The 17,828-nt window shown below is 32.2% G+C and carries 17 protein-coding genes; 8 read left to right on the top strand and 9 right to left on the bottom strand.

The features are described from left to right. Nucleotides 1-42 precede the first annotated feature (42 nt). From KM029_RS11940 to KM029_RS11930, 3 genes are all read right to left on the bottom strand, one after another. Nucleotides 43-594 (bottom strand): carboxymuconolactone decarboxylase family protein, encoded by a 552-nt coding sequence (locus KM029_RS11940; protein WP_144073504.1) that lies wholly within the window; start codon nucleotides 592-594, stop codon nucleotides 43-45. 38 nt (nucleotides 595-632) lie between these two features. Further along, entirely contained in the window at nucleotides 633-956 is a 324-nt protein-coding gene (trxA, locus tag KM029_RS11935; protein WP_126617831.1) for a thioredoxin, read from the bottom strand. A 165-nt stretch (nucleotides 957-1,121) separates the two neighbouring features. Further along, on the bottom strand, nucleotides 1,122-1,910 hold the full coding sequence (locus KM029_RS11930) for an alpha/beta fold hydrolase (protein ID WP_144073503.1): 789 nt from the start codon (nucleotides 1,908-1,910) through the stop codon (nucleotides 1,122-1,124). Nucleotides 1,911-2,028: 118 nt separating this feature from the next. Between KM029_RS11930 and KM029_RS11925 the strand changes: the two genes are divergently transcribed. The 3 genes from KM029_RS11925 to KM029_RS11915 all read left to right on the top strand — a co-directional run bounded on the left by KM029_RS11925 (nucleotide 2,029) and on the right by KM029_RS11915 (nucleotide 4,485). After that, nucleotides 2,029-2,901, top strand: coding sequence for a dienelactone hydrolase family protein (locus KM029_RS11925; protein ID WP_240050294.1), 873 nt, complete (start codon nucleotides 2,029-2,031; stop codon nucleotides 2,899-2,901). 259 nt (nucleotides 2,902-3,160) lie between these two features. After that, nucleotides 3,161-3,937: a transporter gene (locus tag KM029_RS11920; RefSeq protein WP_144073502.1), complete on the top strand. Its 777-nt coding sequence runs from the start codon at nucleotides 3,161-3,163 to the stop codon at nucleotides 3,935-3,937. A gap of 11 nt (nucleotides 3,938-3,948) precedes the next feature. Next, nucleotides 3,949-4,485: a hypothetical protein gene (locus KM029_RS11915; RefSeq protein WP_144073501.1), complete on the top strand. Its 537-nt coding sequence runs from the start codon at nucleotides 3,949-3,951 to the stop codon at nucleotides 4,483-4,485. Nucleotides 4,486-4,531: 46 nt separating this feature from the next. Here KM029_RS11915 and KM029_RS11910 read toward each other — a convergent pair whose 3' ends face one another. Further along, complete coding sequence (locus KM029_RS11910) at nucleotides 4,532-4,990, bottom strand: DinB family protein (protein ID WP_144073500.1); 459 nt, start codon at nucleotides 4,988-4,990, stop codon at nucleotides 4,532-4,534. Nucleotides 4,991-5,230: 240 nt separating this feature from the next. Here KM029_RS11910 and KM029_RS11905 point away from each other — a divergent pair, with 240 nt between their 5' ends. Continuing rightward, nucleotides 5,231-5,881: a DUF1349 domain-containing protein gene (locus KM029_RS11905; protein ID WP_144073499.1), complete on the top strand. Its 651-nt coding sequence runs from the start codon at nucleotides 5,231-5,233 to the stop codon at nucleotides 5,879-5,881. Nucleotides 5,882-5,953: 72 nt separating this feature from the next. Then, nucleotides 5,954-6,739 (top strand): hypothetical protein, encoded by a 786-nt coding sequence (locus tag KM029_RS11900; protein WP_144073498.1) that lies wholly within the window; start codon nucleotides 5,954-5,956, stop codon nucleotides 6,737-6,739. Between the two features lie 628 nt (nucleotides 6,740-7,367). Here KM029_RS11900 and KM029_RS11895 read toward each other — a convergent pair. Beyond that, nucleotides 7,368-8,417 carry a dimethylarginine dimethylaminohydrolase family protein gene (locus KM029_RS11895; protein ID WP_144073497.1) on the bottom strand — a complete coding sequence of 350 codons (1,050 nt, stop codon included), beginning with the start codon at nucleotides 8,415-8,417 and terminating at the stop codon, nucleotides 7,368-7,370. A gap of 83 nt (nucleotides 8,418-8,500) precedes the next feature. Further along, nucleotides 8,501-8,977 (bottom strand): MepB family protein, encoded by a 477-nt coding sequence (locus tag KM029_RS11890; protein ID WP_144073496.1) that lies wholly within the window; start codon nucleotides 8,975-8,977, stop codon nucleotides 8,501-8,503. Nucleotides 8,978-9,147: 170 nt separating this feature from the next. Here KM029_RS11890 and KM029_RS11885 point away from each other — a divergent pair, with 170 nt between their 5' ends. Next, a complete protein-coding gene (locus tag KM029_RS11885; protein WP_205125434.1) occupies nucleotides 9,148-9,939 on the top strand; it encodes a toxin-antitoxin system YwqK family antitoxin in 792 nt (263 codons plus the stop codon). A gap of 48 nt (nucleotides 9,940-9,987) precedes the next feature. Here KM029_RS11885 and KM029_RS11880 read toward each other — a convergent pair whose 3' ends face one another. The 3 genes from KM029_RS11880 to KM029_RS11870 all read right to left on the bottom strand — a co-directional run bounded on the left by KM029_RS11880 (nucleotide 9,988) and on the right by KM029_RS11870 (nucleotide 14,134). After that, nucleotides 9,988-11,544 carry a hypothetical protein gene (locus KM029_RS11880; protein WP_144073495.1) on the bottom strand — a complete coding sequence of 519 codons (1,557 nt, stop codon included), beginning with the start codon at nucleotides 11,542-11,544 and terminating at the stop codon, nucleotides 9,988-9,990. 240 nt (nucleotides 11,545-11,784) lie between these two features. Next, nucleotides 11,785-12,423, bottom strand: a complete 639-nt coding sequence (locus KM029_RS11875; protein ID WP_144073494.1) for a MarC family protein — start codon at nucleotides 12,421-12,423, stop codon at nucleotides 11,785-11,787. Nucleotides 12,424-12,769: 346 nt separating this feature from the next. Next, nucleotides 12,770-14,134: a saccharopine dehydrogenase family protein gene (locus tag KM029_RS11870; RefSeq protein ID WP_144073493.1), complete on the bottom strand. Its 1,365-nt coding sequence runs from the start codon at nucleotides 14,132-14,134 to the stop codon at nucleotides 12,770-12,772. 222 nt (nucleotides 14,135-14,356) lie between these two features. Here KM029_RS11870 and thrA point away from each other — a divergent pair, with 222 nt between their 5' ends. Both thrA and KM029_RS11860 read left to right on the top strand, forming a co-directional pair. Then, entirely contained in the window at nucleotides 14,357-16,819 is a 2,463-nt protein-coding gene (gene thrA / locus KM029_RS11865; protein ID WP_144073492.1) for a bifunctional aspartate kinase/homoserine dehydrogenase I, read from the top strand. A gap of 68 nt (nucleotides 16,820-16,887) precedes the next feature. Beyond that, on the top strand, nucleotides 16,888-17,820 hold the full coding sequence (locus KM029_RS11860; protein ID WP_144073491.1) for a homoserine kinase: 933 nt from the start codon (nucleotides 16,888-16,890) through the stop codon (nucleotides 17,818-17,820). Nucleotides 17,821-17,828: the final 8 nt, after the last annotated feature.

Below are 17,828 nucleotides of genomic sequence, written 5' to 3'. Positions count from 1 at the left end.
GGTAAATCTGCTCTGTGTTACTTACAATAAATATATTAATATTTATACATTTTCTGTTACCTCTAAAGGTTGAGCTAATGGGAAATCAATAGAAAAATTAGTAAGGTTATGGATATAGTTACTAATCACTTTGTCGCCAATAGCTATAGTTGTATCAATAAGATTTTCTTCAGTGTATCCTGCTCCAAAGAAATTATTTTTTTGTTCTTCCGTTAATTTTCCTTTCTCTGCTACAGATGCTAAAGTAAATTGAGCTAATGCATCTAATTTAAAATCAAATGTTGCTTTACCGCTTCTAATTTCAAGAATTTGTTCCTCGGTAAAACCATTCATTTTAGCTAATTGTGTATGTGCTGATAAGCAATACTGACAACCGTTGAATTCGCTAACAACAAGGTTAACAACTTCTTTTTCTTTATTAGAAAGACTTGTTTTTCTACCTTGAAAACCTAAATAATCTTGTAAAGCAGTATCACTTTTTGCATAGTATGCATATAGATTAGGAACAAAACCGATGTTCTTTTTAAGGTTATCAAAGATAGCTTGGTTGCTTTCTGAAACTTCTGCTCTTGTTGGAATTGTAAATTGTGCCATAATAATTGTTTTTGAAAGATGAATGAATAAAAATTAAATTAGTTAGAAAGTGTATCAAGATTAGTTCTTAAATCAGCTTCTGACGCCAAACCAATATGTGTGTTAACTACCTTTTCATTTTTGATGAACACTAGGTTAGGAATACTTCTGACTTTATGAAGCGTTGCTAATTCTGGAACAGCTTCGATGTTTACCTTTTGAATAGTTACTTTCCCTTCGTATTCCTTTGATAATTTTTCTACAGTAGGAAGTAAAGTCTGACAAGGTCCACACCAATCTGCATAGAAATCTAGTAAAACAGGAGTGTTGTTACTGTTTGCAATTAACTGATTGTACTCTTCTATATTTTGTATTGCTTTCATTTTCTTTTTGTTTTAATGATTAATGAACAATACAAAGGTGTAGTATTTAGCTGATGTAGTGATATGCGTTCTTCCCCGAAGAATGTGCAAAAATTCCCGAACAAAAAAAGTGAGATTTCTAAACAAAGAAATCCCACTTTCAGAATATTTTCAATCTATACTTATTTATGCAGTAGTTTGGTTATTTGTATAAGTTAAGAAGTTGAGAATTATTTGCTGAGTTTTTGTTTGCACTTCAAACATTCCCATATGCCCAACATCTGCCATATAATAGACATGAGCATCTTTAGGTAAATGTGCTTGTTCTATACTTTTGGAAAGAGGCACAGCTCCATCTTCTTTTCCAATAATAAACAACACAGGTACAGATAATGATGAAAATAATGGAGAATGATCTTCTCTAAGCCCCATTGCCAAAGAAATCTTTGCAGTTTCTTCTTTACTTTCATGTGTAGCTTCTTCGATTATAGCATTAATTTCTGTTCTAAATTGCTCTCTATGTTTTAAAGCAAAAAGGTTTGCTATCATGGGAGCAACAAATGCTTTCATTCCATTTTCTCTTACAAATTCTGCGGCTCTAACTCGAACATCTTTCTTTGCATCATCATCTGCAAAGGCAGTGGAATGAAAAAGACCAATACCATTTAATGTTTGGGGGTATTTATTGGCGTAGGCTAATGTGACGTACCCTCCTAATGAGTGACCAACCATTGTACATTTATTTATATTTAGTTGAAGGAGAGTAGTATAAATTTCATCAGCAAAATCAGACAGTAAAGGCTGATCTTTATTTAATACATTACTTTCGCCACAACCCGGAAGGTCTATACAGATAACTCTAAAAAAAGGAGTAATAGCTTTTTGAAAATCTTTCCAGATATTTTTTGTTTCACAAAACCCATGAATAAGTACTAAAACAGGATTAGAGGATGTATTATCTGTATATGAAAGCATCTGATTAATATTATTGTAAATAATTTAAACACTAAAGCTACTAACTTTTTATTTAGAGAGAACAATTCTTTAGATTGGTAGTTATCTATTATTTCAAACTTTCATCAATTTATTTATTATGAGATCATTACTTACTTATCTAGCCCTTTTAGTATCATTTAGTTCATTGTCGGTATTTCTTGCAATGCACGAACCTCAAAAACCCAAAGAAGCTGTTTTATGTCATGCAGATATAGATGCAATACGAAGCTTTGCTGCATTTACAAATCAAGAAGATTTTAAAAAAATGCACAGTATGGACAGAGAATTAAGTACTGAATCCTTTAAAGGAAAAAGAATTTCTTTTGATGTGGCTAATGGAGATAAAGGAGAAGCGTATTATGTTCCTTCAGCTAAAAAATCATCTAAATATTTATTTGTTTTTCATGAGTGGTGGGGATTGAATGATTACGTGAGAAATGAATCTGATCGTCTATCTAAGGAGTTAGGTGATGTAAATGTAATTGCATTAGATCTTTATGATGGAAAGGTAGGAACAACAAGAGAACAAGCTGGGGCTTTAATGAAAGCATGTGATCCACAAAGAGCAGCCTCAATAATTCAAGGGGCATTAGCTTTTGTAGGTAAAGATGCAAAGATTGCTACTATTGGATGGTGTTTTGGTGGAGGATGGTCTTTACAAGCAGCACTTCAACTTAAAGATCAAGCTGTTGGTTGTGTAATGTATTACGGTATGCCTGTAAAAGATGTTGATAGATTGTCTCAGTTAAACTGCGATGTTTTAGGGATTTTTGGAGAGAAAGATAAATGGATTAACCCAGAAGTTGTAGCCAATTTTGAAAATCATATGCAAGAAGCGAAGAAGACAGTAACTGTAAAAATGTATGCTGCAGACCATGCTTTTGCAAATCCATCTTCTGATAGATATAATGAGAAAGATGCTAAAAATGCAAATACTGAGGCACTGAAATATTTAAAGAAGAAGTTTTAAATAGAAGAATCCATTAGATCATTAATTTTATGATGATCTAGTGGATTAAATTTTATTGTCTATTAATTAAAATGAGATAAAAATGACCCAAACAAACCAATAATTTTTATAGTAATAGCATTCAAAATCAGATATAACTAGTGATAAAGTAATTTATAAATAGGGGTTTTTACTCTCTTTTACACTTTTCTAGTTAAGAAGACTCTCTCTACATTTTTGAGTGAAGTAAAGAGTTTGTTTCAATCAAATATCTGAATTTATGAATCTTACTACTATGAAAGTGAAGAAAGAAAAGATCATTGTGTTTTTAATGTTCATTGCTGTCACACTAACCGCTGTAGCACAGGAAAATGAGCATATTGACCCGTCAAAACCTACCAATATATATACCCGCTTAAATAACAATTTTGAAATGACGGACCTTAAAGATGGTACGCAGTTAACGGGGTATAGATTTAATGTAAGCTATGCTTTAAAAGATTTTCAGACAACAATAGAAATACCTATGCTGTATAATCATAAAACACAAAAGGCAGGGTTAGGAGATTTAAGAATACGCTCTTTTTATGTTCCTTATGTAGATTATGATAAAACATTTGGAGGGTTAGGATTAGCATTAGATGTTTTTGCTCCAATGGGTAATCCAAAAGATGGAATTAGTTCTGGATTATGGAGTATATCTCCAGGAATAATTGCGGGATTTATGGTGAGTGAAAAATATTCAATTTGGCCAGTAGTTTCTTATCGTTATCAGTTTGGAGAAAGGTGGGTAGAGGGGCAACAACAAAGCGTTACACAGCATGGAGCAACATTACAGGTAATGAATACAATCAATTTATCTGACAAGGTTTATTTGATTATTACTCCAATGTATATTCAAAATAATTTCGCTAACATGGGTCAATTTGACTATGGGGGTGAGATAGAATTTAATTATATGCTTATTGAGAATAAGTTACAAGTGGGATGTTTTTCAAGGCAGCTTGTAAACTCTCAGTTAGAATCATATAGATTGATGGTAAGAATATTCTTATAATAGTTAAAGCTATGAATTTACTATTTAGAGTATTTTTATGTTTCATTTTTCTACTTCCAACAGTATCATCGGCACAATTAACTAGTATTCCATCATCTTTTCAGAATAAAAAAAATACAATTGGCTTTGCGAGTAGTTATGGTGAGCAGCTAGATAGGAATGCATATTTCTATGGGTTTAGTCTAGATTATGGGAGACGAATTAAAGATAGTCCGTTTTCTATAGGTACTGTTCTTATGTGGGATAATGAGATAGAGAAGAAAGAAATTATTGAAGAAAATGCTACATTTTCAGTAGCAGTAACAGTATCTTATGCTATTACAAAAAAGTGGTCTATAGGTACAGGAATAGGTAAAGGTGTAATGGAAAATGATAATCCTCAGAAAGAGTATCAATGGGTAAATGGAGATTGGAGTACAGGGATTATATCTTCTTACCAGTTTAATTTAGGGGGTAAAGTTTTTAATGTGAGTGCTTCTTATGAATATAATATCACTCAGAAAGAAACTAGTTTTAGTATTGATCTTGGGTATGTTCTTCCTTTTTAATAAAAACAATAAGCCTTGTAGAAATGAGTATCTACAAGGCTTATTGTTATACAAATTTCTTCAACATTAATAGTATTCCTAGATGGATACCTTCATGGTAAGTATTAAATGTTATAGCATCTTCTACAGTTTTAAGCGTGAAACCTGTTTTGGTTGTATACTCTTTTAGTTGCTTAAATTTTCCTGTTTCGTAATCTTCTTCCATCTTTACTCCTAAAGATATTATCAACTTTTTGAGTTCGTCTACTTCTTCTTGAGTAGCCTTACCATCTGGTTTTGTGCCTATTGTATATTTTTGAATCAGCGCATCAGAAATATAAGTTGGCGTTCCTGTGAGTTTGTAAACAAGACTTTGCTGTACAACAATTACATGGGCAATATTCCATAAAAGATTATTATTAAAGCCTTCTGGAATTGTGTTCAATTGTTGGAGAGAATACCCTTCAAGAAACTTCTGATAGATTTCTCTGTTGGTTCTAAAAACATTAAAAGTGGAAGTAAGCATAGTTATTTATTTAATGAGATAAGTATAATAGTTTATTTATTGAAGGTATAAATTTTACTGTTGATTAAATAAAAAAGTACTAGGTTTAATTATAAATCAGGCATAGATAGAAGTTTTGTTCCTTAGTAAATAAGTAAAACTGTATTATTAGTATAGGATTAATAACCTTAACAAGAAGATTTTGAAGAGTAGTAACTCATTTCTTAATTTTCAATACTGTGTTTTATTTAAACTTAAGAAATGAAAAATCTAATTATTCTATTATCCCTTTTGAGTATATCTGTAATAACAAATGCTCAAGATTTATCTTCTATGCAATGGTTTAATGCACCAGATAAATGGGAGATAAAAGGAAATACGCTTAAGATGTTTGTTACTCCACAAACTGATTATTGGAGAAAAACTCATTATGGATTTACCGTAGACGATGGTCCTTTTTATTATACAAATAGAGGTGGAGAGTTCGAGGTATCTGTTAAAATTACTGGAGCTTATAAAACACGTTTCGACCAAATGGGATTAATGCTTAGAATAGACGAAAAGCATTGGATTAAAACAGGTATTGAATACGTAGATGGTGTATATAACTTTAGTGCAGTGGTTACAAACGAGCATTCTAGTTGGAGTGTTGTAGCGTTAAAAGAAAAGCCAAAATCAATTTGGATAAAAGCAATAAGAAAGCGTGATGCTGTAGAAATACTTTATTCTTTAGATGGTAAGAATTATCAGATGAGTAACCTTGCTTATTTACCAGATCATAAACCTGTAATGGTAGGAATGATGGCAGCAAGTCCTGATGGTAGTGGTTTCGATGCTACTTTTGATGATTTTAAAATAACACACCTTCCTGACGAAAGAAGATTAGAGTGGTTAGAAAATAACAAAGAGTAAAGTACAGACCGAAATAGGGATTTTATATTTTTTATACACTTCTATATATGAAACCTTTATATATATAGAACAATGAAAAATATAATATTGACTTGTACGATGGTATTTATGTTATCTGCATTAAGTTATGGACAAATGCTAGGTACTTTATCTGTTCCATCATTAGGAGGAGCGACAAACGCAAATGCAGCAACTTATTCTGGAGATGGTGTATTTGTTGGTGTCGCTTCTTTACATTCTAAGCATATGAATTTTATGGCAGTATCTGTATTATGGAATACAGGCGTAGATATTTTAGGCGCTAAGTATTCTGTTATGATCTCTCAGCCAAGAATTATGGATGGAAACTATCAAAATGGATTTTTTCCTGTAACATTTTTTGTCCCCTTACAATTGTCTTGGGATTTAGGAACAACAAAACTACAAGCAAGTTATTCTTACCTTTATGGACAAAAATTACCTTTGGATGCCCATTTTGCTAACCTAAAAGCAACACAGTATTTAGCAGATGGAAAATGGTCTTTAAATGGAGGAATAATTTATGAACATAGAGTGGCAAGAAAAGAAGCAGAAAGACAATTAGGAGATGCAGTTGTTTTTGAAGGCAATGTATCCAGACATTTTAAAAATGGAGCTTCTATTGGTGCTTTTGGTTATTATAATACGAATGCTTCTCCGGAATATATTAGTGGCAGATCTTTAATGAATGGAATGTCTACAACGGCAGGCGTAGGTATTGATGGTAATTACCCAGTAGGAAAACATATCTTTTTGAGTGGTAAACTAATTTATGATTTACAATCAAATCCTGCTACAAGATGTAATAAAATTGTACTTGGCATAGCGTATAAATTTTAATATTTAGCTGTAATCATTTAAAGACTTTTAAGCACTACTTCAATCTTTTATAGATTTTGAAGTAGTGTTTTTTTTATGCTCTCTTTTTTATGTTTAGATAATTTATATACGAAGATTAATCTAAGCATCATTTTACTTTCATTTCTATTGTAGTCGTAATGTAGTTGTATATTAGATTTTATATTTAACTATTGCTGTACCCATAATAACAGGTATTGATTATAAACTAATTGTTAGAGAAAACATACCTACATTATGATATCTAATACTAGTCCTCTTATTATTGACACTACTTTATCAGTTCCTTTTGTTAGCATATTGTATTGGATATCGACTTAGTATTTATCTGTTTATATTACGCTCAATATTCAAGTACAACTAATAGTGTATAAGTTGATTTTCACATAGAGGTAGTTACTATAAACACCTTATTCTAGATTTATAGGAGCTACATAAAGCTGTATATGTATTTCATCAGAATTAACTTATACTATAGATAACTGAAAGTACATTTGCGTTTACCTATTCCATACAAAAAGACCGAAGGAATTAACCAACGGTCTTAATGAAAACATCTATATTTATTAAAAACTATATCTATTATTTATCATGAAAATGAATGTGATGATTAATTTCTAAATATAGGTTGGTAGCTACATCTTAAACCACCACCAAAGTAATTTGCTTTTCTAAAGGGAATCTCTTTTACATCAATTCCCATTTCTCTTACTCTGTTTGCCACTTTAGGGAAAGCATCCGACATAATAATCGATTTACTATTAATTACTACACCATTAGTAGCCATTATTTGAGCTTCCTCTGGTTTAACTTCTACCCATTCTCTATTTTTTAGACTTTCAGGAGCAGCATCAAAATCAATAAAATCTTCTTTACAGATAATACCTTGCTCTTTATTTATAAGCATTAATGTACAATCTAAGTGCAAAACATTAGGCTTTAACGGAATAGGATGAACAGTATATTCATTACCCAATTCTTTTTGTAACCACTCAACACCCTTCATGTTAGAAGCATTACCAGAAATACCAACATAAATATCGTTTCCAGCAACAAATACATCACCACCTTCTAAATAGACATTGTCTTTGTGGTAACCAGCTTTTAAAGCAGGCATACTTACCACTTCACCATTGTAATTTTTAGCCATATTTAGGGCAATTCTTCTATAACTAGGTGTCTCCTGACGGCGATTTTCGTTATATAAATTGGTAATAATAAATTTGTTACCAACTGTAATAATAGGATCACGAGAGTAACATTGAGCTGTTCCGATAACACCAACTTCAATTTCATCTGGTCGGTGCACAATTACACCTAGTTCTCTTAATGTTTTTACAAGGTTTTCTTGTTCGTCAAAATATTCTTGATCGTCTTTAGGAAAAACATTTGATAAAGTATTATTCTCTATTTTTTTCATGTAATCCCAAGATTCGTCAGGAATGTAAGAGAAAAATTCTTTCAGATTTAAATCTACCTTAGGAACAACAAAAGTATTAGGTACCCATCTACCAACTACAACTTCTTTAAGTTCATCCCACTCATGGTTATTTTGAATTTCTTTTCTATCACTAGTATTTAAATTAAAAGCAGTTAATAGAGCAAGAAAAGTAGTAGCTACTATTAAGATTCCTGATTTAATTATTTCTTTATTTTTCATAATGGTTTCTTTTAAATTTTATTGCTTTCACTCTTAGTAGGGTAAAACCATTTTAAAACCCCTATAAAAATTAAAAAAAAATATTATTTATGTTGATAAAAGAAACTGACTTGCCATTTTTGAGTGGATAGTGCTTGTTTACTCATAGTTTTATCCCAGATTGGATATACTCTAAAACCACGTTTACCTTCTTTCTGATTTGTAGAAATAATTCCCTTTTTAATCAAAATATCTTTAGGGAATATAAACTGCCCCAACTGATTTTCGAATTGTACATTGATTACATAAAAATCAATGTTATCATCTTCATGAAAAGGTGTTGTTATACCTTGGTTATCGCGCTTCCAAAAAGTAACAAACTGACCAATTTTCTTAGGCGTAATTTTACTATCTCTATAAATTATTTTCTTCTCATTTATAAAAAATGAACAGCCATTGTATTCAGTACTTTCTTTATCTATTGTAAATTGATTGAAATTAGATAGCTGTTTTTTTAGAAAGAAATCTCTTATAGTGTTATCAAAAGGATACTTTTTAGAAGTAATGTTATTTGTTGTCATAATTATCAGAAATTATTTTGCTGTTTATTTTGATGAAGTTTAGGCTTACTTTGCTTTATAAATCTAATAGATTTTCAAGAATTATAATTCATTATTATTAGTTCAATAAAGTAGTATACTTTAGTCTATGTTGATTATCTTAGCAGTGACTTCAATTTATAAAATCTAACATGAAACGACTCTTATTCTTATTCTTGCCATTGATTATCACTTTATCTTGTGATACCATCGAAAACTCTGAAAATAATAACTCTGAAATGCCTCAGAGAGCAGAAGTAGCAAAAAAAACAAAACCAAAATCAAAAGAAGGTTTAATCGTTACTTATCATTCTGGAACTAAAGTAAAACGTACAGAAATAAACTATCAAAGAGGTAAAAAGAATGGTTTAGCAAAGGTTTATTATGAAAATGGGAATGTTCGACAAGCCATTGATTATGTAAATGATTTTAAGCATGGTATGGCAAAAGAATATTACAAAGATGGAACGATATACAGGAAAGCTTTTTATGACAATAATGTGGTGCAGCGCAGAAATTATTACTATAAAGACGGCACACTAAAATCTGATGTTCCGTATTATAAAGGCAAAGAAACCTTTGGATTAAAAGAATATTCTAAGTCAGGGAAACTATTAAAAGTATATCCTAAAATATTAATTAAAGAAAATGATGATACAGCTTTATATGATAAATATGTATTAGAACTCACGTTATCTCAAAAACGAAAAGGGGTAAAGTTTTTTATTGCTCAAGATGATAAAAAGCCAGTAAGAACAAGTAGTACAGATGATGATAATTTATATTTCTTACCTATGATTAAAGGAAGAGGTGTATTAGAAATACCAATTCCAAAAGGGAACTACGCTATGAAGAAGTTTACTTTTTATGTAGAATATGTTACTTATAGCGGGAGAAAACGATTAGATAAAATAGATTATAATTTCCATGTAACGAATTATTAGTCTTTAAAAAAGCCATTTCAAAATTCAATTTGAAATGGCTTTTTCTTTTTATAAGAAACCTATTTTTTGTTCTAGAGAATAGGTGTTAGGGTAATACGAAAGTCCTTTTAAAAATGCTTTTTTTGCATTGGTAGTTTGTCTTCTTTTAAAATAAAGCATTCCTAAATGATCATACAATGCTACTACATTTTGTTTCGGTATTCCGTAATGAATTTTAGGATCGAATACTTTTTCAAAATCTGCAATATATTTTTTAGCAGAGGTTAAGTCCTTTTTAAGAATATATTCAAAGCTTAAATTTAATTGTGCATCAAGGGTTAACAATTCCAATTTTAATTCATCCTCTAGAAATGGATATTGTACTCTCTGTTGTTCAATAAAAGCAATACGTTCGGTTAAATTATTTGTGTATTGTGAAAGTATAATTTCAACACATGAACTTAGAGCTACTTTGTACATCTCAGAATTTTGAGGCTGTAACGTTAATGCCTTTTCACAAGTAGCTAATGATTCTTCAAATAATTTATTTTCGTAATAGTGGTATGCAAGAACAGAATAATGATCAAAGTTAATTTTATCAAGGATAATGCTATCTTCTATTTGCTGAAATACTGCGTAAATTTGTTTGTAAGTAGTCGTATCCTGCTTTTTAATCATGTACTCATTTTGGAAAGAATTAAATTCTGATGAGAAATTTTCTGATTTTAACCCATTATTATAGCCTATATATCTACTTAAATAAACAATTTGTTTGGCATATTCTAGAGAGTATTCTTCTTGCTCACTTAAAATTTGAAGATTTAGATTTACTATAACTTCTTCATAAAGTTTGTTTGGGTAAATAGAGTATCCTTTTTGAAGCGCAGATAAAGCCATTTTGAAATCTTCATTTCCCATTTCTTTAAACCCTTCATTAGAATAAAGAATACTAATTAAATTTCTATAGGTGATATTTTCATCTTTAAAGAAATACTCATCAAAAACAGCATTTACACCTTTTGTATTTACTTCACTTTTAGATACTAGTTTATTTTCTAACAGCGTATTTACAAGATTTTCTTTTGTTTTATCAGAATAAAAACGGAAGCCATTATTTGGAGAAGTAGACTCCATAGTAATATTTTCAGCATTAGGGTATGCTTGTAAATAAACATGGTTAGGAGTTTTTTTAATTGCATAAGGAATAGAAAAATGATCAAGTACCAATGCATAAATACTTGTAGCAGTAGCACAATTGTATTCCCCATTTTCAAAAATTTTATAGAATGAGATGTTCTCAATATATTTAGCAAAGAGTTGGTTGTGCACTTCCTTATAAATAATCTGAACCTGCTTTTTAGGCTTTTTATCTCTAACCTTTAATTTTTCTAACGTAGCAAATAACTGATTTAATTTATCAGTTGCTTGTTCTGAAATGCTATTACCTGTATTGCCAATTTCAACTAATAGGTTCAAGAAGTTAGTAGAATCTTTTTTATAATCGATAAATACAGTTTTCTCTCTTTCAGAATTAAAAGTGAGCTCATCAATATTAAATTGGAAGTCTTGTGAATAGATAGGTAAAGAAAAAAAGAGTATTAATAATAAGAGAAAAGTATTTTTCATGTTTGTTGTTAGATTTTTGATTTGAGAGTCGTTATAATATATGTCACGATACAGCTGTGAAGATAATACAATTCAAATTTTAAATAATACCAGAAGTAGTGAATTATCCAAAAAAGTATTTTTCTACTTTATAACAATTGATAGAAGAGAAAAAGTAGTGAATTGTAATTAAATTTTGATAATGAAAAAAGAGGCAAAATACGAATACTTTGCCTCTTAATATATCAATTAGTAGTTGATTTAAACATCAATAAAACGCTTAATTAATGGGCCAATACCTGCAAAGAAAAACTCTACGGCCATTACCATAACTATTAATCCCATTAAACGAAGCATTAGTTTATTTCCAGTATCGCCAATTACTTTCATAATAGGTCCTGCAGATAATAAACTTAAGCAAGTAATGGTAAGTACTCCTGTTATTGCTAATACTAAGCCTCCAATTTTCATCGGGTCATCACCTGCGTTATCCATTAAAATTATGGCATTGGCAATAGAACCAGGACCACAAATAATAGGAATAGCAAGAGGAGTAATAGCTACATCTCTGGCATATTCATGAATTTCGTCTTTAGTTACTTTTACACTCCCAAGTCTTGCTTGAAGCATATCGAAACCTACTAAAAAGAAAATCATACCTCCAACAACACGTAGACTGTCTATAGAGATACCAAAGAACTTAAATAAAGATTGACCTGATATTGCAAAAAATAACAAGAAACAATAAGCAATTAAAGTTGCTCGAAGTGCCGTTCTTTTACGCTCTTTATTCTCCAATTGGTTAGTCATTGTCATAAAGACAGGCATAATACCAACAGGGTTTATAAGCGTAAAGAAGGAAGTAAATGCCAAGAGGGCATACGTTAAAACTTCGTTCATTTATGTATGTATTTTAGTATGTGTTTTTTAATGCTGCAAATAAAGGAAGAAGAAATGAAGAAACTACTAAAATCAGCACGATTCTTTAAAGAACTTAGAATAATTGTGAGGTTTTTTATGGAGTAGCTTTTTTAGAATTTATTGATAACAAAAACAGAATAATAACTAAAGGGGCAAAAAGATAATTTTCTGTTGAAAGATTAGTGCTCCTGAAAAATTAAAAGCTAGTATGAAAATTGACTAAACTTAGTAGATAACGTAATAATTTATGAGGCTGAAAAGAAAAATTCAAGAATAAAAAAGGTGAAGCTGAAAAGCTTCACCTAACAAAAAAAGCTTTAATTTTTTACAAACTAGAAACCTCTCCTGGAGCCATTACAGATTCTTCTTCTGTAAAGTTTATACCCATTTGTTCTAGTTCTTTTAGTACAGGTTCGTAAATATTTTTATGTACAGGAATACAAGTACCCGTTCTCGTTATCTTACCTTGTAAAATTAATTTTGTGGCAATAGCTAACGGAATCCCAACTGTATCAGACATGGCTGTATAGGTTTGGTCTTTTCCTTTTACAACCATATGAGAAGTGCGCAAGATATTTTCATCACCTTTTTTGTAGAAGAGCTTATGGTACATTACGATCATGTCTTTATCGTTTTTATCAAGTGACCATTTTTCTTCTAGAATTTTTTGGAGTATTTGAGCAGGAGTAGCACTTGGCAATCCTACTTTTTTATCACTAAAAATATCTAACCAAATGAGTTTATCCATTTCTAAATCATCCTGAGACAATTTAAGGTATTGCATCAACTTTAATTCTACAGAATCTTGAGGGTTATAACGCAAGAAAGAATTAATAAATTCTCGGTACGTCATGTCTTGTGTATCTTCCATAATAAAACTGTCGTCTGTTGCACCAAGAGTAACAAAACAGTTCCAAGCACGACAAAAACCGGGTCTTCTTAGAGTACCTCTATAAACTGTAGGTACACCTTCTAGTCCGTATTTTTGAACATAATTCAGCGAGTCTCTATTGGCATACCCTTCAAACTTGCCATATTCTTCTATTTCGATACGTTCTGTTCTTCTAAATAATTTATGATAGGGGATGTATTTATATTTCCCATTATGAAGAAAACGAACTGTACCACCTTGTCCTGCTAACACCACGTTACGCGGGTTCCATGTAAATTTATAATTCCAAGGGTTGTTATCTGATTCTGGAGCAACTAAACCACCCGTAAAAGATTCAAAACCTTCTATGCTATAGCCTTTTTCTTTAACCTCCTCAATCATTTTCATCGCAGACATATGATCAATTCCCGGATCAAGTCCCATTTCATTCAAAAGAATAATTCCTTTGTCCTTTGCTTCCTGATCAAGTTCTTGCATTTCGTCTGTAATGTAAGATGCCGTAGTTAAAGGAACACCTTGCTTTACAGCCTCTCTAGCCGCTTCAATATGGAACCTAGCAGGTAATAAAGAAACAACAATATCAGCCTGCCCAATATATTCTTGTCTGTGTGTTGGATTGTTGATGTCAAACTGAAAACTTGAAGCAATATCTTCAAACCCCTTGATCTTTTCTTCGGCCAATTCTTGCTGGAAATCGCCTACTTTTATCTGCCAATTGTTCGCTTTAGCGTGTTGGCAAAGATAGTGTATGAGAGAAGACGCAGAACGGCCTGCACCTAAAATGATAATCGTTTTCATGCGTGTTTTTATGCGGTTGTAGTATGTGTTTATTGTTATTGTATTACAAGTATGACTATTGAAATTTTAGAAAGCAAATCTTAAGAAAAGAAGTTATACTCCTTAAAAAATGTAGTTTTTATGAAATTGTTGGCTATTCATGTATTTTAATATTACTTTTATAATCTAACTCGCATTATTTTGCGAATTGTTTATACAAATGGACTAGCAAACACGAAAAGGATGAAAGTACTCAAGTTTGGAGGAACATCAGTTGGAAGTGCGAAAAATATCCAACAGGTAGCCAGTATCCTTTCCGATTATCAACAAAGCGGACAAAGAGTTGCTGTTGTTGTATCGGCGATGAGTGGCATCACGAACAAGCTCATAGAAGTAGGAAATAGAGCAGCGTCAGGCGACGAGACCTACAAATCATTGTTAAAAGATATTGAAGCAACGCATTTAACCGCAATTCGTGAGTTAATTGAAGTGCGTAGACAAAGTAAAACCATTGCTTTTGTAAAGCTTTTACTTAACGATTTAGAGGATATTTTAAGAGGTATTTTCCTTTTAAGAGAATTGTCTTTACGTTCTCTTGATATTCTTCAAAGCTTCGGTGAGCGCTTGTCATCATTTATTATTGCTGAATATTTATCGCAAGAAGGTGTACCTGCAGAGCAGTTAGATGCTCGTACAGTTGTACGTACTAATAGCGTATTTGGTGGTGCTAAAGTAGATTTTGTTACAACTAATTCTGCAATAACTAAGCATTTTGCAGATCACGATAAAATGCAGATTATTACTGGTTTTGTTGCGTCTTCTGAAAGTGGTGAAACAACTACTTTAGGTCGTGGTGGATCAGATTATTCTGCAGCAATTTTTGGAGCGGCTTTAAACGCAAAAGAAATTGAAATATGGACAGATGTTGATGGTGTAATGACAACGGACCCTAGAGTGGTTCCTACTGCATTCTCTTTACAACAATTGTCTTATGAGGAAGCAATGGAGATGTCTCACTTTGGTGCCAAGGTGATTTACCCTCCAACATTGCAGCCTGCAATTAAGAAAAACATTGCTTTAAGAATTAGAAATACTTTTAATCCATCTTTCCCTGGTACTTTGGTAACTGCCAAGTCAGGACAAGAAGATTGGCCAGTAAAAGGTATTTCATCAATTAAAGAAATTTCATTAATCACTTTATCAGGTAGTGGTTTAATTGGTGTTCCTGGTGTATCGTCTAGATTATTTGGTGCATTAGCAAGAGGCGGTGTATCTATGATTTTGATTACACAGGCATCTTCAGAACATTCTATCACATTTGCTGTAGCACCTTCTGATGCTGTAACTGGTAAAAAGATTATTGAAGAGGAGTTCTTTAACGAAATGGCATCGGGTAAAGTAAACCCTGTAGAAGTAGAAGGTAACCTTTCTATTCTAGCTATTATTGGTGAGAACATGAAAGAACGTCCAGGTGTTGCCGCTAAATTATTTAGTGCACTTGGTAAAAACGGTGTAAGTATATCAGCAATTGCTCAAGGATCTTCAGAATTAAACGTTTCTGTAGTAATTGAACAAAAGCACTTATATAAATCATTAAATGCATTACACGAAATCTTCTTCTTGTCTGATATGGCAGAGTTGAACGTGTTTATGTTAGGTCTTGGTTTGATTGGTAATACGTTACTTAATCAAATGAAAGATCAGGCAGAATATTTATTAACTGAGCGTAATTTACGTCTAAATGTTGTAGGTGCTGCCAACTCAAAGAAAATGATTTTTAATGAGACAGGTTTAGATATCTCTTTATCAAAAGAAGAAATCCTAGCAGATGGCGAAGCATCTAATGCGGAGTTATTTGTTGAGAAAATGATAGAGATGAACTTGCCAAACTCTGTATTTGTAGACTGTACGCCTGGAGACAGCGCAGTTAAATTGTACGAGAACATCTTGTTAAACTCAATTTCTATCACAACTCCAAACAAAATTGCCAACTCAGGTACTTTAGAGTATTATCTAAAATGCCAAGCAGCTGCAAAACGTAGAGGAGTTAAATTCTTGTATGAGACAAACGTTGGTGCAGGTCTTCCTGTTATTGGACCTCTTCAAGATTTAAGAAGATCTGGTGATAAAATTATTAAGATTGAAGGTATCTTATCTGGTACATTATCTTACTTATTCAATACGTTTGCTGCAGGTATGAAATTCTCTGAGCTAGTAAAACAAGCAAAAGAGATGGGGTATACTGAACCAGACCCACGTGATGATTTAGGTGGAGTTGATGTTGCTCGAAAAATCTTAATTCTAGCTAGAGAAGCTGGTTATCATATGGAACCATCTGATGTAGTTGTAGAACCAATCTTGCCTCAAGCATGTCTTGATGCGGCATCTGTAGATGATTTCTTTGTTGAATTAGAAAAAGCAAATGACCTTTTCGAAAAGCAAAGAGCAGAAGCAGAAGCAGAAGGTAAAGCACTTCGTATTGTGGCAACACTTGATGAAGAAGGTAAGGCAACAGTAAGTTTACAAGCGGTTGACAGTACGCATCCATTCTATGGTTTGGTTGGGTCAGACAATATGGTTGTATTTACATCACGTCGTTACTTTAACGAACCTCTAGTAATTAGAGGTCCGGGTGCAGGTGCAGAAGTAACAGCTGCAGGTGTATTTGCTGAGATTATTACAATTGGTAATTTCTTAACAAACTAAGAAATTAATTACATACAATTAATAGGGTAGAGACAAGGTTTGCCTTGTCTCTATTTTTTTATAATAAGATGAAAGAAGTAAAAGCTTTTGCCCCTGCTACAGTGGCTAACGTAGCTTGTGGCTTTGATATCCTTGGTTTTGCTGTGGATAGTCCTGGTGACGAGATCGAAATGAAATTAGTCGACAAACCAGGTATTGTAATCAAAGACATTACAGGGGATGAGGGACGATTGTCTAGAGATCCAAGAGACAATACGGCTACTGTTTCTGTGTATCAGTTCTTAGAAAGAATAGGTGCAGAGAAAGCAGGAATCGAGGTTGTTTTACATAAGAAAATGCCTTTCGGTAGTGGTTTAGGTTCATCTTCAGCAAGTACTGTTGCAGGTGCCTTTGCTGTTAACGCATTGTTCGACAATCCATTAACTACAGAAGAACTTTTACCTTTTGCAATGGAAGGTGAACGTGTAGCTTGTGGTGCTGCGCATGCAGATAACGTTGCTCCGGCATTATATGGCGGTTTTGTTTTGGTAAGAAGCTACGATCCATTGGATGTTGTACGCTTAAATGTACCAAATGAATTATGTTGTGCAGTAGTACACCCTCATATAGAAGTATCTACAAAAGATGCTCGTAATATCTTAAGAGGTGAGATTCCTTTGGTAGATGCCGTACGCCAATGGGGTAATGTTGGTGGTTTAATTGCTGGTTTAGAGCAAGAGAATTACGATTTAATAGGACGCTCTTTACAAGATGTAATTGTAGAGCCAATTCGTTCTATGTTAATTCCTGGTTTTGACGAGGTAAAAAGAGCAGCAATCTATGCAGGTTCTATGGGAACTGCAATTTCTGGTTCTGGCCCATCTGTATTCTCTTTATGTAGAGGAATGGACAAAGCAGAAAGAATTGCTAAAGCAAAAGTAGAAGCCTTCAAATCTATTGGGATTGAAAGCGATATGTTTGTTTCTAAAGTGAATAAAGTAGGACCGAAGATTATTTATTAGTCGAAGTC

It is taken from the genome of Flammeovirga kamogawensis, assembly GCF_018736065.1.
In the GTDB taxonomy this organism is placed as follows: domain Bacteria; phylum Bacteroidota; class Bacteroidia; order Cytophagales; family Flammeovirgaceae; genus Flammeovirga; species Flammeovirga kamogawensis.
This window is presented reverse-complemented; position numbering and strand designations above follow the sequence as displayed.